The organism is Bradyrhizobium sp. SZCCHNRI1009 (assembly GCF_032487575.1).
Classification (GTDB): domain Bacteria; phylum Pseudomonadota; class Alphaproteobacteria; order Rhizobiales; family Xanthobacteraceae; genus Bradyrhizobium.
The window spans coordinates 1-18900 of sequence record NZ_JAUEUL010000034.1 but is presented as its reverse complement, the minus strand read 5'-3'; the positions used below and the strand labels follow the sequence as shown (position 1 = coordinate 18900).

At 66.0% G+C, this 18900-nt stretch carries 17 protein-coding genes; 13 read left to right on the top strand and 4 right to left on the bottom strand.

The features are described from left to right. Window positions 1-154: 154 nt before the first annotated feature. From QX010_RS31170 to QX010_RS31145, 6 genes are all read left to right on the top strand, one after another. Entirely contained in the window at window positions 155-1669 is a 1515-nt protein-coding gene (locus QX010_RS31170) for an ABC transporter substrate-binding protein (protein WP_410051996.1), read from the top strand. Between the two features lie 386 nt (window positions 1670-2055). Then, a complete protein-coding gene (locus QX010_RS31165; protein WP_316183445.1) occupies window positions 2056-3762 on the top strand; it encodes a methyl-accepting chemotaxis protein in 1707 nt (568 codons plus the stop codon). Between the two features lie 470 nt (window positions 3763-4232). Then, the gene (locus QX010_RS31160) at window positions 4233-5924 is read left to right on the top strand and encodes a methyl-accepting chemotaxis protein (protein WP_316183444.1); all 1692 of its coding nucleotides are present in this window, start codon (window positions 4233-4235) and stop codon (window positions 5922-5924) included. Window positions 5925-6271: 347 nt separating this feature from the next. After that, window positions 6272-7237, top strand: a complete 966-nt coding sequence (locus QX010_RS31155; protein ID WP_316183443.1) for an MBL fold metallo-hydrolase — start codon at window positions 6272-6274, stop codon at window positions 7235-7237. A gap of 39 nt (window positions 7238-7276) precedes the next feature. Further along, the gene (locus QX010_RS31150) at window positions 7277-8365 is read left to right on the top strand and encodes a tetratricopeptide repeat protein (RefSeq protein WP_316183442.1); all 1089 of its coding nucleotides are present in this window, start codon (window positions 7277-7279) and stop codon (window positions 8363-8365) included. A 112-nt stretch (window positions 8366-8477) separates the two neighbouring features. Then, window positions 8478-8816 (top strand): antibiotic biosynthesis monooxygenase, encoded by a 339-nt coding sequence (locus QX010_RS31145; protein WP_316183441.1) that lies wholly within the window; start codon window positions 8478-8480, stop codon window positions 8814-8816. Between the two features lie 15 nt (window positions 8817-8831). Here QX010_RS31145 and QX010_RS31140 read toward each other — a convergent pair whose 3' ends face one another. Beyond that, window positions 8832-10343, bottom strand: a complete 1512-nt coding sequence (locus QX010_RS31140) for an acetyl-CoA acetyltransferase (RefSeq protein ID WP_316183440.1) — start codon at window positions 10341-10343, stop codon at window positions 8832-8834. A 179-nt stretch (window positions 10344-10522) separates the two neighbouring features. Here QX010_RS31140 and yghU point away from each other — a divergent pair, with 179 nt between their 5' ends. The 3 genes from yghU (at window position 10523) to QX010_RS31125 (ending at window position 13462) form a co-directional block, all read left to right on the top strand. Beyond that, window positions 10523-11398, top strand: a complete 876-nt coding sequence (gene yghU / locus QX010_RS31135) for a glutathione-dependent disulfide-bond oxidoreductase (protein ID WP_316183439.1) — start codon at window positions 10523-10525, stop codon at window positions 11396-11398. 529 nt (window positions 11399-11927) lie between these two features. Further along, the gene (locus tag QX010_RS31130) at window positions 11928-13127 is read left to right on the top strand and encodes a molybdopterin-dependent oxidoreductase (protein ID WP_316183438.1); all 1200 of its coding nucleotides are present in this window, start codon (window positions 11928-11930) and stop codon (window positions 13125-13127) included. Between the two features lie 5 nt (window positions 13128-13132). Continuing rightward, on the top strand, window positions 13133-13462 hold the full coding sequence (locus QX010_RS31125) for a cytochrome c (protein ID WP_410051476.1): 330 nt from the start codon (window positions 13133-13135) through the stop codon (window positions 13460-13462). A gap of 20 nt (window positions 13463-13482) precedes the next feature. Here QX010_RS31125 and QX010_RS31120 read toward each other — a convergent pair whose 3' ends face one another. Continuing rightward, complete coding sequence (locus QX010_RS31120) at window positions 13483-14094, bottom strand: flavin reductase family protein (RefSeq protein ID WP_315801310.1); 612 nt, start codon at window positions 14092-14094, stop codon at window positions 13483-13485. Between the two features lie 181 nt (window positions 14095-14275). Here QX010_RS31120 and QX010_RS31115 point away from each other — a divergent pair, with 181 nt between their 5' ends. Next, on the top strand, window positions 14276-14566 hold the full coding sequence (locus QX010_RS31115; protein ID WP_315801309.1) for a hypothetical protein: 291 nt from the start codon (window positions 14276-14278) through the stop codon (window positions 14564-14566). A gap of 69 nt (window positions 14567-14635) precedes the next feature. Here the strand turns inward: QX010_RS31115 and QX010_RS31110 are convergent, their stop codons facing one another. Together QX010_RS31110 and QX010_RS31105 are read right to left on the bottom strand one after the other, a co-directional pair. Beyond that, window positions 14636-15469, bottom strand: a complete 834-nt coding sequence (locus tag QX010_RS31110) for an alpha/beta hydrolase (protein ID WP_315801308.1) — start codon at window positions 15467-15469, stop codon at window positions 14636-14638. 168 nt (window positions 15470-15637) lie between these two features. Further along, a complete protein-coding gene (locus tag QX010_RS31105; protein WP_315801307.1) occupies window positions 15638-16417 on the bottom strand; it encodes an SDR family oxidoreductase in 780 nt (259 codons plus the stop codon). Between the two features lie 177 nt (window positions 16418-16594). On the opposite strand from QX010_RS31105, the gene QX010_RS31100 reads away from it, so the two are divergent. Genes QX010_RS31100 through QX010_RS31090 form a run of 3 tightly spaced genes read left to right on the top strand, consistent with a single transcriptional unit; the run spans window position 16595 to window position 18752 of the window. Further along, window positions 16595-17389 (top strand): enoyl-CoA hydratase/isomerase, encoded by a 795-nt coding sequence (locus QX010_RS31100; RefSeq protein WP_316183436.1) that lies wholly within the window; start codon window positions 16595-16597, stop codon window positions 17387-17389. Beyond that, window positions 17386-18375 (top strand): phosphotransferase family protein, encoded by a 990-nt coding sequence (locus tag QX010_RS31095; protein ID WP_316183435.1) that lies wholly within the window; start codon window positions 17386-17388, stop codon window positions 18373-18375. Before QX010_RS31100 ends, QX010_RS31095 begins: the two co-directional genes overlap by 4 nt. Continuing rightward, complete coding sequence (locus tag QX010_RS31090; protein ID WP_315801304.1) at window positions 18375-18752, top strand: DUF6285 domain-containing protein; 378 nt, start codon at window positions 18375-18377, stop codon at window positions 18750-18752. The genes QX010_RS31095 and QX010_RS31090 overlap by 1 nt, the downstream gene beginning before the upstream one ends. Window positions 18753-18900: the final 148 nt, after the last annotated feature.

Sequence of the window (18900 nt, the reverse complement as noted above, 5' to 3'; positions counted from 1 at the left end):
CTGCGGCGATCTCATCAGCTCACAACGATCCGACCAACATGTTTCAACGAGTTCGAATCCCGACATGATGACCTTCCTTGACCTTCGGGCCCGCCACGAGATGATGAGCCGGACGCGATCGTTCGCGACTTCCTCGGCGATCATCTTCACCCTCATGCTCACGACCTCTGTCGGGGCCGCGCCTGGCGACAACCTTGCCGTCGTGCGCGACCTCGGCGGCAGGATCGGTCCCGCCATCGGGGCGGCCCTTGCCTGCAGCGATATCCCTCGGCCGCGGATCCAGGCCATCATCGGCAAGTTCCAGGCCGTCATCCGCGAGGCGTCGAACAACGACGGCGATCGCAACGAGCTGACGCGCCAGTTCGACCGCTCCATCGCCGACGGTCGCGCGGCCGTGGCGAGTGGCCGCCAGGACTGCCGGCGGGCCGAGCTCCAGCTTGCCGACATCGAGCGATCGACGGGCACACCGGCGATGGCGGCCGGCGCGCTGCGGGACCCGACGCTCTCCGTCGCTGCGACGGGGGCAACGAGTGCCGTGGCTGCTTCGGCGGTTCGCGGCATCACGGAGCGCGACATCACGTTCGGCAGCGTCTTGCCGCTGTCGGGCGCGAACAAGGAATCGGGCCGCCTGCTCAAGGTGGGCATCGAAGCCGCATTCGACCGCGCCAACGAAGCTGGCGGGGTCAATGGCCGAATGCTCAGGCTCGCCGTGGCCGATGACGGCTATGATCCGAACCGCACGCTTGATGCCATGAAGCAGCTCTACGAGAAGGAGCGCGTATTCGGCTTCGTCGGCAGTTTCGGGACCGCGACGGCGGCCGTCGCAATTCCATATTCGCTGGAGCGTAGGATGCTGTTCTTCAGCCCCTACACCGGCGCGAACGTCTCGCGTCATGATCCGCCGGACCGCTACGTCTTCAACTATCGTCCGAGCTATTCGGAAGAGGCCGATGCGCTGGTGCATTACCTGGTCAAGCTGCGCCGCGTGCCCCCACGACAGATTGCGCTGTTCGCGCAGGACGATTCGTTCGGCGATGCAGGCTTTGCCGGCGTTGCAAAGGCGTTTCGCGTCCTCGGCCTCAACGACGCGGCGATCCTGCGCGTCAACTACACCCGCAACACCGTGGATGTGGAGCCCGCGATCAATCAGCTCAAGACCCAGAAGGTGCCGGTCCGTGCGGTCATCATGGTCGCGACCTCGCGCGCGGCCGCCAAGTTCATCGAGAAGGCGCGCGACGCGCTGCCCGGCGTCCTCTTCGTCAACGTGTCGGCGGTCGGTGCATCGGCGCTTGCCAACGAGCTCATGCTGCTCGGCCCACGCTACGCAGCCGGGGTGGTCGTGACCCAGACCGTTCCCGCCGTTTCCGGCTATTCGAGCGTGGTGCTCGACTACAAGGCCGCGCTGGCGAAGCATTTCCCCGGCGAACCGCCGGACTACACCTCGCTCGAGGGCTACATCGAGGCAAGCATCCTGGTTCAAGCCTTGAAGCAGGCCGGTCCGCAGCTCGATACCGAGCGGCTGATCGATACGCTGGAGTCGATGCGCAACATCGATCTGGGGCTTGGCGCCTCGCTCAACTTCGGCCCCGCCGAACATCAGGCCTCGCACAAGATCTGGGGCACCGCGCTCGACGAGACCGGCGCCTATCAGCCGATCGAGCTGGAATGATCCGCGGCGCGGGGGAGCGCGAGATGAAGCAACTTGCCGGCGCGCCCTCGAAGCGACGGGCTCGCGGATCGTCGGCGTGCGCGTCCTCTGCCTCCGGTGAGTTCGAAGCCTCGGTGAAGATCCCCGACCCTCGGTGGCCGAGCGCTCGCAGCGGTTGGCCACTACCGTGGCTGTCTATCGGGGCGAGCGCGCGGCGGGGAAAAATACCGTCCGCGCGTATCATTTGATCCGAATTTTTACGGTCGAGAAAATTAAGATTTTTTTCGATTCAAGCGCAACAAGGTCGGCTCACCCAACATCACCGGTGATGCAGGAGCGACTTCGATTGCGTCCTCGACGTAGTCTCGGCTTCGTTTGACGTCATCGGCCTTCATGAGAGGTTGTAGATGTCGTTTCTTTCGCGCTTTCGCGTCCTGACTAAGATTCTTACGATCGTGCTCCTGCTCAGCGCCATGATGGGTGCCCTGAGCTACATCGCCGCCGGTGCATTGCGCGATCTCAACGAGAACGCCGAGCGAATGGCGCGGGCTGCTCGGCGCTCGATGCTGGCCGCGCGAGCCAACACGAATGTGGCGTCCATCGTCGGCGCTGAGTTCCGTAGCGCACTCGATCCTCGCGACGACAACCGCAACGCAGCGCATCACATCATCGACGAGCAGATGAAGGCGTTCAAGGAACGGTTGGACGAAGTCTCAAAGACGAATGACCAGGAAACCCAGGCGATGCTCGGCGGCGTTCGAGACGCATTCGCAGCCTATCAGATAAGTATCGGCAAGACGCTGGCCGTGGTGGAGGCGGCGTCCTCCAACCAGATCAGCGACTCCGCTCAGAAGTTGCTCGAAACGGTCAAGGCCAGTGATGCCGTTGCCGAGACGCTCCGAGCCAAGATGCGGGCAGTGGCCGAGCAGGTAGATCACCGCGTCGAAGAATTGGCCAAGTCGTCGGCTGATGAGTATGTCGAAACATCACACAGGTTGATGGTCCTCTCCGCCATCAGCATCATCGCCGGTCTGTCGCTCGGCTTCGTCATCGGCCAGTACGGCATTGCCAAGCCGATGCGCGCGCTGGTCGCCGTGCTGCAGCGCATGGCAAAGGGAGAGGAGGTAGCCATCTACGGCGAGGGCCGCGGCGACGAGATCGGCGATACGGCGCAGGCCGTCAACCAGATCAAGGTGATGCTGGCCGAGAAGGCGCAGCAGGAGGCCGAGGCCAAGATCGCGATGGACAAGCTGATGGCCGAGAAGCGCCGCGCCGAGATGCATCAGATGGCCGACGGCTTCGAGCAGGCCGTCGGGCAGATCGTCGGCACCGTGTCGCATGCCTCGACCGAACTGGAGGCGTCGGCCACGTCGCTGAGCTCGACCGCCGCGCGCTCGCAGACATTGGCGACCACGGTCGCCGCCGCCTCCGAGGAAGCCTCGACCAACGTCCAGTCGGTCGCTTCCGCTACCGAGGAGATGGCCTCCTCGGTCACCGAGATCAGCCGGCAGGTGCAGGAGTCCGCGCGCATGGCCAGCGATGCCGTCGACCAGGCGCGGCGGACCAATGATCGCGTCGGCGAATTGTCGAAGGCCGCGACCCGCATCGGCGACGTCGTCGAGCTGATCAACACCATCGCCGGCCAGACCAATCTGCTGGCGCTCAATGCGACCATCGAGGCCGCCAGGGCAGGTGAAGCCGGCCGTGGTTTTGCCGTGGTCGCCTCCGAGGTGAAGGCGCTGGCCGAGCAGACCGCCAAGGCCACCGGCGAGATCGGCCAGCAGATCGGCAGCATCCAGACAGCGACGCAGGAATCCGTTGGGGCCATCCGCGAGATCTCCGGCACCATCGAGAAGCTGTCGGAGATTTCCTCGGCCATCGCCGCCGCGGTGGAGGAGCAGGGCGCGGCGACGCAGGAGATCTCGCGCAACATCCAGCAGGCATCGATCGGCACGCAGCAGGTGTCGTCCAATATCGCCGAGGTGCAGCGCGGTGCCAGCGAGACCGGCTCGGCGTCGTCCCAGGTGCTCTCGGCGGCGCAGATGCTGTCCGGCGACAGCAACCGCCTCAAGCTCGAGGTCGGACGTTTCCTGGACACTGTGCGCGCCGCCTGATCCCGGCGGACAGATCCCAACGAGACCAGGGCGTAGCCGGGAGGCCGCGCCCTTTTTCGTGGGCCGGTCGGCGCGGAAGGCGGGCGAGTCAGTCGGCCAGTCGCGCTCGACCACCGATCGCCTCGGCGAGCTGTCGAGGGCCGCGACCCGCATCGGCGACGCGCTTCCCGCAAACGGTTCGCGCCGCCTGAGATCCCGAGCGGCCAGGAGCGCAACGATCTGTGCGCTCCGTCAACGGCGGCAACATGGATGCGCCGTTCTGTCTGCACTCGTGTGGCGACACACCGGCTACAGGTCTTGCGCGATTTGCAACTGCCATCAATGAGCGCCAGCGCCCGTATTTCAACGGTGGCGGCATTTTATCTTAGGTTAATCGGCGACTGCGACGATCGATGCATCTCTTGCAACAAAATTAGTCATGCCAGTGCCGGCACGGCTCACGGCCATCATCGTCGATTGAAAGACTCGCCATGCGTAAGAATTTGCCCGTCACCAACGTCGAGTATCCGATCACGGATGACACGCTGATCGTGTCCAAGACCGACACGAAGGGCAAGTTGACCTTCTTCAACCAGGATTTTGTCGACGCGGCCGGCTTCACCGAAGCCGAACTGATGGGGCAGCCGCACAACATCGTGCGCCATCCCGACATGCCGCCTGAAGCCTTCGACAATCTCTGGACCACGCTCAAGGCCGGCCGTCCCTGGGTCGGCGCGGTCAAGAACCGCCGCAAGAATGGCGACTATTACTGGGTGCTGGCGACGGCGTCGCCGATCTGCAAAGACGGCCAAGTCGTCGGCTACACCTCGGTGCGCACCAAGCTGCCCGCCGACCAGCGCGCCGAGGCCGAGCAGGTCTATGCGGCGATTCGCGAAAAGCGGCCACATGGTTACAAGATCGACGACGGCATCGTCCGCCGCCGCTCGGTGTTCGACCATCTCTCGATGTTCGCCGGCACGATCGCGGCAAGGCTGCGAACGCTGGTTGGATTGCAGACACTGTTCCTGCTCGTGCTTGGCGTCATTTCGTTCGGGGAGGGCGGGCTCGCCGGAATGACCGCCGTGGCGATTGCTGCCGCTGGTGTCGTGCTGTGCGGCCTGGTCGGGCTGCGCACGATGAACGTGATCGTGGCGCCGCTCGATCATCTGAACGAGACGATGGAAAGCATCACTCAGGGCAAGCTCGACACCCGCATGCGCATCGAGCGCGACGACGAGATCGGCCGCGCGCTGCGTAACCTGCAGACCGTGCAGACGATGGTGCGGTTCAACGCCAGGGAGCTCGGTGAGCAGGAGCGGCGCGCAGCCGCCTCGCGCAAGCGGGAGATGTCAGAGCTTGCCAACAGTTTCGAAGGCGCCATTGGCAACATCGTCAATACGGTGTCCTCGGCCTCCAGCGAGCTCGAGAGTTCGGCCAATTCGCTGTCGAGCACCGCCGTGCGGGGGCAGGAGCTGTCCACCACCGTCGCCGCGGCCTCCGAAGAGGCGTCGGCCAACGTTCAGGCCGTCGCCTCGGCGACCGAGGAGCTCACCTCGTCGGTCCGTGAGATCAGCCGCCAGGTGCAGGAGTCGGCGCGCATCGCCTCCGATGCGGTCGAGCAGGCCCGCCGCACCAATGATCGCGTCGGCGAGTTGTCGAAGGCGGCGACCCGCATTGGCGACGTCGTCGAACTGATCAACACGATCGCCGGGCAGACCAATCTGCTGGCGCTCAATGCCACCATCGAGGCCGCACGGGCGGGCGAAGCCGGCCGCGGCTTTGCCGTCGTCGCCTCCGAGGTCAAGGCGCTGGCCGAACAGACTGCAAAGGCGACCGGCGAGATCGGCCAACAGATTTCCGGCATCCAGGGGGCCACGCAGGAGTCGGTCGGTGCCATCAGGGAGATCTCGACGACGATCGAGCGGCTGTCGGAGATCGCCGCGACGGTGGCGGCCGCGGTCGAGGAGCAGGGCGCCGCAACCGCCGAGATCTCGCGCAACATCCAGCACGCCGCCGCGGGTACACAGCAGGTGTCCGCCAACATCGCCAACGTCCAGCGCGGCGCCAGCGAGACCGGCGACACCTCGGGGCAGGTGCTCAGCGCCGCGCGCCAGCTCTCCGGCGACAGCAACCGGCTCAAGCAGGAGGTCAGCCGCTTCCTGCAATCCGTTCGCGCCGCCTGATAGGCATGACGAAGCGGGCGACAGCGGCCGAGATGGGCCGCTGTCCCATTCGATCATCGAACGACACAGCCTGCCGATAGCCGTACGCAGAACCGATGGCGCCCCCGGCGAGCCGCGCCGGCGCGGAACGCACATGCCTGCGCCGTTCGTCAGGCGGCGCCCCGCTCGACGGGATCATCCCCGACCGTTGCAGACTCCCCACACCTGACGCCCCGGCCAGAAAGGCCGTTGTCGCGCCATAATCCCGCTAAGGTGCAGAGGTTAACTTGTGTTAGATATTTATTCAACCAGCGGTACATTTAGTGGCAGGCAATGTGATTGCGAGCGGCCCTTCGCGCAGGACCTTGGTGCTATCGGCCGCGACGGCCGCGGCCGCCCTCGGTCTCGATGCGGGGCTTGCCGTCGTTGCCGCCAAGCCGCGCCGCCGCACTGAGGATCCCACGCCCGGCTATCGCCGGATCACGATCGGCGAGGCCGAGGTGATCGCCCTCTATGACGGGATCTGGGAAAAGCCGCACGAGGCCGGCTTCATCGGCAACGCCAGCATCGGCGACGTCAAGCAGGCGCTGCACGCCGCAGGCCTGAGCTCCGCCTTCGTCCCGATCCCGATCTCCACCTTCGTGGTGCGGCTGAAGGGCAAGACCGTGCTGTGCGATGCCGGCGGCGGCGGCCAGGTGCAGGGCTACAATTCCGACTCGATCTTCATTTCAGGTCGCATGCTGGACAATCTGAAAGCAGCCGGCATTCGCCCGGAGGACATCGACACCATCCTGATCTCGCACTTCCATCCCGATCACATCTTCGGACTGCTCGGCGAGGACACCAACGCGCCGGTGTTTCCGACCGCCGAGATCATCGTGGCCGCGGCGGAATACAAGTTCTGGACCGACGCATCTCTGACCAGCCGGCTGCCCCCGTGGCGGCAGTCGTTGGCGCGCCGCATCCAGAGCGTGATCCCGGGGTGGAAGAACGTGCTGCCGGTCGAGGGCGAGGACGAGGTGGTGCCGGGCATCCGCTTCGTCAGCGTCCCCGGACATACGCCGGGGCACACCGCCTTTCATCTCAGCTCCGGATCGGAGCAACTGATGATCTCGGGCGACACCGCCTATGTGCCGGCATTGTGCCTGCGCCATCCGGAATGGCACGGCGCCTATGACCAGGACGGCCCGGCTGCCGAGGTCAGCCGGCGCAGATTGCTCGATCGTATCGTTGCAGAAAAGATGTTGGTTTGTGGATCTCATTTTCCGTGGGCCGCGTTTGGCAGGCTCACCCGCGATGGCGCCCATTATGCGCTCGACCTGCTCCCCGCGTGATCCCGAACCGGCCTCGGTAGAGAGGCACGGGATCGCACCATGAAGACGCATTACGAGGTGCTCGGCGTATCGCCGCGGGCCGATCTCGACACGATCAAGCGGGCGTTCCGCCTGGCCGCCAAGGCGCACCATCCCGACCTCCGGGGCGGCGCCGATGCGGCGTCGGAGCATCAGCTCAAGATGATCATCGTCGCCTACAACGTGCTGCGCGACCCTGGCCTGCGCGCCGAATACGACGCCGATCTTGCCGCCGAGCGCGATCGCGTCCGCCGCGAGCGCTGGGACGCCATCCTGCAGTTCACCGCGGCGACCGCCGTGCTCAGCGCGATCCTGATCGGCCTCGAGATTCTGCTGTTGCCCTCCGCCGGCGACTGGATGAGCAGGCAGGCGACGCGCTCGATCGTGACACCGTCGCCGCAGGCCCGATCCGCGCCGCAGCGCAAGGTCGCAGGTGAGACCATCCCGGCGCCTGCCGTCCAGGATGCGACCGGAGCCGTGCTGCCGGTGCAGCCCCCGGCGATGGAGGCGCCTGCGCCGCAAGCCGCAGAGCCGGTCGTCCCGGCCGAACCGATGACCGCCGCATCCCTGGTGAAGCGCGCGATGGACCGCAGCCGCCAGGGCGATGTCGAAGGGGCCGTCGCCGATCTCGACGAGGCGATCCGGCTCGCGCCCCGCAATGCCGATCTCTATCGCTACCGCGCCAGGGATCTGGTCCGCATGGGCCGCTTCGACCGGGCGCTTGGCGATTATGAGCGGGCGATCCGGCTCGATCCGAACAATCCGATGCTGTTTCACGATCGTGGACTGGCGTTCCAGCGCAAGGGAGATCTGGACGAGGCCCTCGTCGATCTCGACCACGCCGTGCGCATGGGCTTCAACGATGCCGCGACGTACAGCGACCGCGGCGCGGTGTGGCTGGAAAAGGGGCGCTACGACCGCGCGCTCGCCGACTTCAACCAGGCGCTCAAGCTGGATCCGGAATCGGCGGTTGCGGCCGCGCGGCGGGATGAGGCCGTCGCGCTCAAGCGCGACCAGCAATTGGCGGGCGACAACAGCTCGCCCCCGGCGGCTGCGGAGACCACCGGCACGGTGCCTGCCGACGTGAAGCCCAGGCGAAGTGGGCGCTGACCGCCGGACCGTGATCTGCGCGCCGACATCCAGGACGCGGTGAGCAGCGTTGTGCTCACACCCGCCGGCGCGACCGTTCCCCCCGCGACGGGGTGCGATCCAGGAGCGCGCCATGAGCGTCTACGTGTCCGTCACCGGCTTCCGCCCGCACCGCGGCCTCACTCGGCTGGCGCGATTCTGGTGGCACACGCTGCGCGCCGTCCGCCAGGCGCGCGCCGCTCCCGGAAATCTGCGCGTCGAGCTTCGTCCGGTGAATGGCATCTATCACACGCTGACGGTCTGGACCGACGAAGCCAGCATGCGCGCTTATGTCAGGAGCGGCGCGCACCGGCGCGCCATGATCGGCTTCCGCAACCTCGGCGGCGGCCGAACGCTCGGCTTCGTGGCGGAGCGCGATCCTGATTGGGATACGGCCTATGCACGCTGGCAGCACGAGGCGCGGGAGGTGTGAGGTGACGGAAGTGGACTAATTCGCCCGCCACTCCGGCACGCCATCGGCGGCCATCGTGATCGTGCCGAGCAAGCCGACCGGCGACCTGTCCTGATCCATCAGCCGCGCCAGCGTGGCTGCGTCCTGCGCCGGCACGCGCGCCAGCGTGCGCGCGTCCTGCTCGGTGCGCAGCATCACCACGCCATGCTCGACCTCGCCGTTGCGATCGAACAGCGCGGTGAAGCTCTCGACCCTGCCGCCGCCGCTGGCCTCGCTGACGAACTCCGGCGCGACGGCGCGGTGCCGGTCCGCCTCGGCCTGCACGCTCACCTCCTGTGACAGGGACGACGGCGGCTCGCGCGAGATCACCAGCGCATGATGCTTGGTGACGAAGCCGCCCTGGCCGTACAGCAGGCCGCGCTTGGCGCCGCCGCGCAGCCGCCGCACCATCGCGCAGGCGGCATGCGTCATGTAGGTGTTGAGCGGCGCGCCGAAGAAGGTCAGCCCGCCGGTGACGGTGGGCTCGACGTCGGCGCCGAGGCCGAGGGTTCGCCGTGCCATCTTCGGCACGCAGGGAAAGCAGCTGTAGAGCTCGATGGCGTCGAACGCGGCGCCGCTGCCACCGGCGATGTTCATCGCGGCCCGCAATACAGCGTTCTGCGGATGGCTCTCGGCGAACTGGTCGCGCGTGAGATAGTCGCGCGGATCCTCCGCCGATGCGCCGCCGAGCGGATAGATCATGCGGTTGTCGGCGATGCCGGCGGCGCGCGCCTTGGCGAGGCTGGTCAGGATCAGCGCCGCGCCCATGTTGACCATGGGATTGGCGACCATCAGCTTGGTATAGGGCCAGGCGATCGGGCGATTGTCGGCCGACGGCGTCGTGATCTCGTCGGGCGCGAAGTGCCGCTTCAGCCAGGCGTTGGGATTGTAGGCGGCGACCGCCGAAAAGCGCGACCACAGCTCGCCGGATTCGGCGAGCGCCTGCCGCGGCGTCTGGCCCCATTTTGCCGCGCTCGCGACCTCGTAGAACGGATAGACCGAGACCGGACGGAACACGCCGAGCTTCACCGCCAGCGGCTTCTGGAAAGCGGCGCCGCGTTTCGGCTCCTCGACATCATGGGCGAACGGCGTCCACGGCAGAGTGATGCCGGCACGCTCGGCCTTGGTCGCGGTCGATTGCGCCTCGGCGCCGCAGACCACGGCGACCTCGCATTCGCCGCGCGCGATGCGCAAGGCGGCCTCGTGCAGAAAGCGGATCGGGCTCTCGCCGCCGACCGGACCATAATGGCAGTGCGCCGGCGCGACGCCCAACCGCTGCGCGAGAAGCTGCTCGGGGGCGCGGTAGCGCCAGCTCAGGAAGTTGACGACGTCGAGCGAGCCGGTGTCATGGACGAGCTTGGCGCCCGCGTCATTTTCCGCGCGGCGGATCGCCTGTTCGAGCAGCGCCAGCGGCTCCAGACCGTCGCGAATGTCCTTCGGGCGATCGACGATCTCGCCCACGCCGACGATCACGGGAATGCGGTCGGGGGGCAGGGTAGTTGCAGTCATCGGCGTTTCCAGGAACGGGCCCATGACGGACCGTCATTGTTGTCTTGTCTCCGTTCTGTCATCGCAGGTTCGACCGCGCAATGCAGAAAATGCTGATGGCGCCCGCGCGCGGTGCGGCTTCCGCTCGACGGTATATGCGCCTAAAACGCTCGCTCCTGACGCTCATGCCGGAGTCTGCCGTGTCCGAACAGAACAGCTATGTGCCGCCCAAGGTCTGGACCTGGAACAAGGCCAGCGGCGGCCGCTTCGCCAACATCAACCGGCCGATCGCAGGTCCGACCCACGAGAAGGAATTGCCTGTCGGCCGTCATCCCTTGCAGCTCTATTCTCTGGGAACGCCGAACGGCGTGAAGGTCACCGTGATGCTCGAGGAGCTGCTGGCGCTGGGCCACAGCGGCGCCGAATACGATGCCTGGCTGATCCGGATCGGCGAGGGCGATCAGTTCGGTTCGGGCTTCGTCGCCATCAATCCCAATTCCAAGATCCCGGCGCTGCTGGATCGCAGCGGGCCCGAGCCGATCCGCGTGTTCGAGTCCGGCGCGATCCTGGTCTATCTGGCCGAGAAGTTCGGCGCCTTCCTGCCGACCGAGCCGGCCAAGCGCGCCGAATGCCTGTCCTGGCTGTTCTGGCAGATGGGCGCCGCGCCGTATCTCGGCGGCGGCTTCGGCCACTTCTATGCCTATGCGCCGACCAAGATCGAATATGCCATCGACCGCTTCGCGATGGAGGTCAAGCGCCAGCTCGACGTGCTCGACCGCCGTCTCGCCGAAAGCGAGTATCTCGCCGGCCCCGACTACACCATCGCCGACATCGCTGTGTGGCCGTGGTACGGCGCGCTCGCCAAGGGTTTGCTCTACGAAGGCGGCGAATTCCTCTCGGTGCAGGACTACAGACACGTCCAGCGCTGGACCGACCAGATCGCGCAGCGCACCCCGGTGAAGCGCGGCCGCATGGTCAACCGCGTCTCCGGCGATCCCAAGAGCCAGCTCCACGAGCGCCACGACGCCGGCGATTTCGACACCAAGACGCAGGACAAGATCGGGCAGGGCGGGTAGTTCGGTCGTCGTGTCGTAGGGTGGGCAAAGGCGCGCCTTCCATCATTGTTGGCGTTCACATCTGTGCGACGCGCCGTGCCCACCGCGCTCCCTCACATCAACCGCCGGTGGGCACGCGCCGCCTGATGGCGCCGCTTTGCCCACCCTACGGACGTCAGCCGCTCATCCGGGCTACAAATCCGCGACGATCCAGGCACCCGGGCTAACACCCGTCATTGCGAGGAGCGCAGCGACGAAGCAATCCAGAGTCGACGCGGGACTCTGGATTGCTTCGCTCGCAAGGACGACGCGACCCACTAACCGCCCCTTTCGCCGGCACGACTCGCGTGCGCGCTCCGTCGCCCGCGCGCGGTCTTCATTTTTGCCGCAGTGCGATGAATCGCGATGGTTTGATCTCTGACATCACGTCTTTTCTTGTCACGAGAGAATCGTGCAACAATCATCTGGCGCCGCAATGCATGCCGTGTGCTGACCAACTCGTCCCGAGGTGATGACCCCTGGCGAGAACCACCACTCCGGAGGGAGACCCATGATCGACAGACGTGATCTGCTCAAGGGAGCGGGGATGGCTGCTTTGCTGGGCAGCTTCGGCGCGACCCGTGCGCTGGCCGGGGAGACGGTGACGTTGCCCTTCGCCAACGGCGAGCGGCCGCTGATGAAGTATCCGCAGAAGCGGCCGATGATCGGCCTGACCAGCCGGCCGCCGCAACTCGAAACGCCATTCGGGGTGTTCAATGACGGCGTGATCACGCCGAACAATGCCTTCTTCGTCCGCTATCATTTGGCGGGCCTGCCTTACGATCTCGATCCGGACAAGTTCACGCTCGCGATCAAGGGGAAGGTCGACAAGCCGCTCAAGCTGTCGCTCAAGGACATCCGCAAGATGAAGGCGACCGAGATCGTCGCCGTCAACCAATGCTCCGGCAACAGCCGCGGCTTCTTCGAGCCTCGCGTCGCCGGCGGCCAGCTTGGCAACGGCGCCATGGGTAATGCGCGCTGGCGGGGCGTGCCGCTGAAGACCGTGCTCGACATGGCGGGTGTCCAGGCCGGCGCCAGACAGGTCACCTTCGGCGGCATGGACGGCCCGGTGATCGACAAGACGCCGGATTTCGTCAAGGCGCTCGACCTCGATCACGCCATGAATGGCGAGGTGATGCTGGCCTACGGCATGAACGGCGAGGATCTGCCGTTCCTCAACGGCTTTCCGCTGCGCCTGATCGTACCCGGCTACTACGGCACCTACTGGGTCAAGCACCTCAACGAGATCACCGTCGTCGACGGCGTGTTCGACGGCTTCTGGATGAAATCGGCCTATCGCATCCCGGACACGCCGAACAATGCCGTCGAGCCCGGCACGACGCCGAAAGCCACCATCCCGATCAACCGCTTCACGGTCCGCTCGTTCATCACCAGCGTGGCCGATGGCGCGAAGCTGAAGGCAGGCAGGGCAACGCTGCGCGGTATCGCATTCGACGGCGGGGCCGGGATCAGGCAGGTTGCCGTTTCGACCGACGGTGGCCAGAGCTGGACCGATGCCCGGCTCGGCAAGGACCTCGGGAAATATTCCTTCCGCGAGTGGAAGCTGCCGGTGAAGCTTGCCGCGGGATCCCACGATCTCAAGGTGCGGGCCACGAGCAATTCCGGCGAGACCCAGCCGGAGACGCCGCGCTGGAATCCGGCCGGCTATCTTCGCAATGTCGTCGAAACCGTCCGCGTCACGGCGGCCTGAGGAGGATGACCATGCAACGGATGTCGTTCCTCATCGCCTCGCTGGCTGCCGGGCTTGGTTGCCTGGCGGGTAGCCCCATCGCCCTCACCGCAGCCCCGGTGAACTATCAGGTTCCGCAGGAGACCGCGGCGTTCAAGCCGGGGCCCGACCTCGCCGTCGTGCAGGGCAACTGCACGGCCTGCCACTCCTCCGACTACATCAAGACGCAGCCGCCGATGCAGAACAAGAAGGAGTTCTGGCAGGCCGAGGTCACCAAGATGATCAAGGTCTATGGTGCCCCGATCGACGCGGCCGATGTCGACAAGATCGTCAGCTATCTGGCCGCGACCTACTGACGGCGTCCGGCCGGGAGCGCTCAGCCGGCGCCCTTCGCCGGCGGGAAATCCATGCGGTCGTCGGTGCGGCAATAGCGGTCGGCGAACATGCGCCCCACGGGGTGGAACAGCTCCATCTCGACCCGCATCTTCTCGGTGTCCCACAACTCGTCGCGGATGTGGAAGGCGAGGCCCTCGCCGAGCACCAGCACGCGGTCGCCGTTGACGTCGATGAGCTGCCAGGTCCTGCACTCCATCGCGAACGGTGCGTCCGCCAGCCGCGGCACGCCGATCATGCGCGAGGGTGCGAGCTTGAGTCCGAGATGATCGGGCTCGCCGATCTCCGGCGGAAAGTCGCCGCCGGTCTCGTGCATCGCCTGCGCCAGGGGCTCGTCGGTGATGTGGACCACGAACTCGCCTGAGCGGCGGATGTTGACCAGGGTGTCCTTGGTCCGGCCGTCCGGCCGCAGGTTGATCGCGAACACGCAGAGCGGCGGGTCCTCGCCCATCACGTTGAAGAATGAGAACGGCGCGGCGTTGACCACCCCGGTCTCGCCCCTGGTCGTGACCCAGGCGATCGGCCGTGGCAGCACGAAGGAGGTCAAGATCTTGTAGCGCTCGCGCGGGCTGAGATCGGTGGAGAGGTATTCCATGTAGGGGCCTCTGGTGCGTCGGTTCCCCGACCGTAGTGGTCCGTGACGCGATCCGGAAGCCAATAAAGCGGGCAGGGGGTGCGCACATCGGCGTCCTCGCGCGGGAAACTCCATGTTTCCGGGAACGGCTCCGCCAGCGTCACGTTCGGACAGCACAGCAACTACAAATGGAGGTCGCGCCATGAAACCAATGATCAGTCTGATTGCTTGCGCGTTCGCCGTCTCGGCTACGTCCGCGCTGGCGCAGGGCAGCCCGCAGACCACGCCGCCGCCGAGTGTGCAGAATTCCGGAGCAGGCATCCAGGGCGCGCCCGGCAACAAGAACGGACCGGGCACTGAGACGACAGGCGGCACGGTCGGCTCGTCCACGATCAACCGCCACAATCCGGACGTCAGCGCTCAGGATCCGTCGAATATCAAGGGAATGCCGGGGAATAAGAACGGCCCGCCGGCCAAGAAACCGCAGAACTGACGGCTGCGATGGCGGCTGCGCGATTGCGCCGCTGCCATGCGCATGCCGCCCCGCCGACGTATCGTCAGATCAGGGCAGGGCCGCTGCGCCGTTGGTGACGATCAGATTGTCGGTGTCTGCCGGTGCGAGCTCGCTGGTGGTGTCGCCGCCGAGATATTTGTCGAGCGTCGCCTGGATCCGCTCCCGCGCCGTATAGGGACCGCGATCGCTCATCCAGGTGTGCTGGAACTCGGTCTTGATGATGTCGATGCCGCTCTTCTTGCCGACCTGCGATGGCAACACGCCGGGATCGGTCTTGAACTGCGGATCGTCGGAGCGGAACGACAGGATCTTCAGCTTGTCCCGGATCACGAAAGGCACCCGCAGATTGTCGAGCGTCACCACCTGCGAAACGATGTTCGGATGCTCCTTGGCGAAATACATCGCGGTGTCGCCACCATTGGAATGGCCGACCAGGGTCAGATGTTCATAGTCGGCATTCGGATGGCGCTTCTTCATCTCCTTGAGCACGCACAGGATGTTGGCCTCACCCTTCTTGTAGACGTCGAGCCGGCCGACATAGGGCATGCCGACCTTGGTGACGAGCGGCGGATCGGTCGGCAGGTCCTGCTGAACGCTGGCGACGAGATAGCCGCGCGCGGCGAACACGTTCGCGAGGAAGGAATACTCGGTGTTCTTGACGGTGTTGCCGTTGCTGATGATCGCCACCGGGAGCCGCCACAGCCCGGCATTGGCCTTCATCTCGTAATCCGTGCGCACGGCCACGTCGACCGTGATCGGCCGCTGCCGCTCGGCATCGAAAAACTCACGGCTCTCGTGCTGGATGCCCCACTTCGCAATAGCGAAATAGCCGGCCACAGTCAGGGCAGACACACAGGCCAAAACCGTCACGCCTCGCTTCATGGCTTCCTTCCCCTCGGCTTCTCCTCGTTATGTGATGAGGGACAACGCCGAGGTCACGAGGGCGTGGCAGCCTGGACAGCATTAAATTTCGGAAATCTTGGAATACGGATGTGGAACAAATCCGGGTTCGGCAGACCGGCGCACCGGCCCACCGGTCGCTGCTGCCGGTCAGAAGGCGGTATAGCCGCCGTCGATCACGAAGCAGTCTGCGGTGTGATAGGACGACGCCTTGCTCATGAGGTAGACGGCGATGCCGCCGAAATCCGACGGCTCGCCGAAGCGGCGCACCGGGATGCGCGGCATGACGTTGGCGACGAACTTCTCATTGCCCATGATGCCCGCGGTCATGTCGCTCCTGATCCAGCCGGGCAGGATCGCATTCGCGGTGACGCCGTGGCGTGCGAGCTCGACCGCGAGCGCGCGGCACAGCGCGTTGATCGCGGCCTTGGTCGCGGCATAGTGCTCGTTGCGCGCGGTGCCGAACAGCGAGGCGAGGCTCGAGGTGGCGACCAGGCGGCCGAACGCATCACCGGCCTCCGCCCGGGCCGTCATGTGCCGCGCGGCAGCCTGGAAGGCGTGGAAGACGCCGTCGAGATTGGTCGCGAACATCGTGCGCCATTCCTCCTCGCTGCGCTCGATGAAAGGCTTGCGGCCGCCGCCGCCGATGCCCGCATTGGCGAAGCAGCCGTCGACGCGGCCGAAGGCGTCGAGCGTCGCTTGCATCGCGTCGTTGACGGAAGCAGGGCTCGTCACGTCGCAGACGCGGGTGTCGACCTTGCCGGGACCAGCCGCCATCGAGGCCGCGGCTGCCTTGTTCTTCTCGGCGTTGCGGCCCCAGATCGAGACGTTGCAGCCACTGGACGCAAGTGCCTGGGCGATTCCGAGGCCTATGCCTCCATTGCCGCCGGTGACGACGGCCACGCGGCCGGTGAGGTCGAACATGTTCATGGGGTTCTCTCGGACGTTTCCGTGATGATGTGAGTGCGCTGCGCGCCGCTTCAGTTATTGGGATGATCCAACCATGGACAAGCGCAGCGCAAAAATCAAATATGCTGCACGAACCGGCGATGCAGCGAATTTCCGCCGTAAAGAATGCAGCGCTCGAAAAGCTCTTGAGAGGAAACCATGCAGTTCAAGCACGTCACGCTCGATTTCGACGGGCCCGTCGCCGTCCTCACGCTCGATCATCAGGAGGTGATGAACGCGGTCTCGATCGACATGCTGGGCGGGCTCGCCGAGGCACTCGACGAGATCGAGGAGAAGAAGGCGGAGGTGCGTTGTCTCGTCGTCACCGGCGCGGGACGCGCGTTCTGCACCGGTGCCAATCTGCAGGGCCGCAACACGCAGGCCAAGCCCGGCCGCAGCAATGCCGGCGCCGCGCTCGAGACCGCCTTCCATCCGTTCCTGCGCCGCCTGCGCAACCTGCATTGCCCGATCGTGACGTCGGTCAACGGCCCGGCCGCGGGCGCCGGCATGAGCTTCGCGCTGATGGGCGACATGATCCTGTGCGCCAAGTCCGCCTACTTCCTGCAAGCCTTCCGCCGCATCGGCCTCGTTCCCGATTGCGGCTCGACCTGGCTGCTGCCGCGCCTTGTCGGCAAGGCGCGCGCGATCGAGCTGTCGCTGCTCGGCGAGAAGCTGCCGGCCGAGACGGCACTGCAATGGGGGCTCGTCAATCGCGTCTATGACGATGCGGCGCTGAAGGAGGAGACCATGAAGCTCGCGCATGAGCTCGCCAATGGCCCGACGGTCGCATTGTCTCAGATCCGCAAGCTGTATTGGGACAGTCCCGAGAACTCGTTCGAGGAGCAGCTCAACGCTGAATTCCAGGCGCAGCGCGTCGCCGGCAGCACGTCGGATTTCAAGGAAGGCGTCACCGCGTTCCTCGAGAAGCGGCCGGCCAAGTTCAAGGGCCAATGATCGAGGCCGAGCTGTACCGCTGCGTCGCCTCGTTCATGCCGGGGGCGGCCGGCGTGCACGGCGCCGCAAAGCTCTCCGGCGGCGCCAGCCAGGAGACGTGGCGCTTCGACATCGTCCATCCCGCGGGCGATGTCGGTGCGATCTTGCGCCGCTCGCCGAAGGGCTATGGCGCCGCGCCTGGCCGCGCCGCCGGGCTCGACAACGAGGCGGCGCTGATGCGGCTGGCGCGTGCCGCCGGGGTGCCGTCGCCCGAGGTGCTGCACCTGCTGACGCCGGAGGACGATCTCGGCGCCGGCTTCATCATGCGCCGCGTCGAGGGCGAAACCATCGCGCGCAAGATCCTGCGCGATGCCGAGTTTGCCGAGGCGCGCCCCCGTCTCGCGCGCCAGCTCGGCGGCATCGCCGCCGGCATCCACGGCATTCGGCGCGAGGCACTGCCGGCGTTGCGCGAGATGAACGCGGTCAGGGAGATCGCGGAGCTTGCGCGCGAATATCAAAGCTTCGACTGGCCGCGCCCGGTGTTCGATCTCGCGTTGCGCTGGCTGTCGCACAATGATCCCGGCCCCTCGGCGGAGGTCACGCTGGTGCACGGCGATTTCCGCAACGGCAATCTCATCATCGGCCCCGACGGGGTGCGCGCCGTGCTCGACTGGGAGCTCGCCCATCTCGGCGATCCCATGGAGGATCTCGGCTGGATCTGCGTCAACTCCTGGCGCTTCGGCGAGATCGACAAGCCCGTCGGTGGATTCGGCTCGCGCGAGGAGCTGTACGCGGGCTACGAGGCCGCTGGCCGCAAGGTCGATGCCGGCAGGGTGAAGTTCTGGGAGGTCATGGGCACATTGCGCTGGGGCGTGATGTGCTGCGGCATGATGCAGCGGTTTCGCTTGGGTCCCGACCACTCGATGGAACGCGCCATGATCGGCCGCCGCGCGTCGGAGACAGAGATCGATCTGCTGCGGCTGCTGGCGCCGCGGGGAGAGGGCTGATGCAGGACGAACCGACTCCGACCGAGCTGGTACAGGCGGTGGCCGATTTTCTGCGCAACGATGTAGCCCCGCTGATCTCGGGACATCAGGCGTTCAAGCTGCGCGTCGGCATCAACGCGCTCGATCTGGTCGTGCGGCAATTGACACAGGCGGCGCCCGCGGAGGCTGCAGAGCATGCGCGTTTGAAGGATTTGCTGGGACAGGACGGTGCCTTGCTCGACCTCAATCGCGCACTGGCGGAGCAGATTGCGAGCGGTGCTGTCGATCTCGCGACGCCGGGTCTGAAGGAGCATCTCTGGCAGACCACGCTCGACAAGCTCGCCGTCGATCAGCCGAACTACGCATCCTACAAGCGCGAGGCGGGGAGGCACGAATGACGTGTAACTCTCCGTCGTCATGCCCGGGCTTGACCCGGGCATCCATCCTCTCACGAATCTGCCGCAGGACGTGGATGGCCGGGTCAAGCCCACGGCTGTCCGGTTCAAGACAGACTGGACATGGTGCATGGCGTGGATTCTTCTGCGG

Coding starts and splice junctions, on each gene's coding strand:
- QX010_RS31160 (WP_316183444.1), top strand. CDS start 4,233: ATGCGTAAGAATTTGCCCGTCACCAACGTCGAGTATCCGATCACGGAT.
- QX010_RS31120 (WP_315801310.1), bottom strand. CDS start 14,094: ATGGAATACCTCTCCACCGATCTCAGCCCGCGCGAGCGCTACAAGATC.
- QX010_RS31125 (WP_410051476.1), top strand. CDS start 13,133: ATGACCATGCAACGGATGTCGTTCCTCATCGCCTCGCTGGCTGCCGGG.
- QX010_RS31100 (WP_316183436.1), top strand. CDS start 16,595: ATGCAGTTCAAGCACGTCACGCTCGATTTCGACGGGCCCGTCGCCGTC.
- QX010_RS31115 (WP_315801309.1), top strand. CDS start 14,276: ATGAAACCAATGATCAGTCTGATTGCTTGCGCGTTCGCCGTCTCGGCT.
- QX010_RS31170 (WP_410051996.1), top strand. CDS start 155: ATGCTCACGACCTCTGTCGGGGCCGCGCCTGGCGACAACCTTGCCGTC.
- QX010_RS31150 (WP_316183442.1), top strand. CDS start 7,277: ATGAAGACGCATTACGAGGTGCTCGGCGTATCGCCGCGGGCCGATCTC.
- QX010_RS31090 (WP_315801304.1), top strand. CDS start 18,375: ATGCAGGACGAACCGACTCCGACCGAGCTGGTACAGGCGGTGGCCGAT.
- QX010_RS31140 (WP_316183440.1), bottom strand. CDS start 10,343: ATGACTGCAACTACCCTGCCCCCCGACCGCATTCCCGTGATCGTCGGC.
- QX010_RS31165 (WP_316183445.1), top strand. CDS start 2,056: ATGTCGTTTCTTTCGCGCTTTCGCGTCCTGACTAAGATTCTTACGATC.
- QX010_RS31105 (WP_315801307.1), bottom strand. CDS start 16,417: ATGAACATGTTCGACCTCACCGGCCGCGTGGCCGTCGTCACCGGCGGC.
- QX010_RS31095 (WP_316183435.1), top strand. CDS start 17,386: ATGATCGAGGCCGAGCTGTACCGCTGCGTCGCCTCGTTCATGCCGGGG.
- QX010_RS31145 (WP_316183441.1), top strand. CDS start 8,478: ATGAGCGTCTACGTGTCCGTCACCGGCTTCCGCCCGCACCGCGGCCTC.
- QX010_RS31130 (WP_316183438.1), top strand. CDS start 11,928: ATGATCGACAGACGTGATCTGCTCAAGGGAGCGGGGATGGCTGCTTTG.
- QX010_RS31110 (WP_315801308.1), bottom strand. CDS start 15,469: ATGAAGCGAGGCGTGACGGTTTTGGCCTGTGTGTCTGCCCTGACTGTG.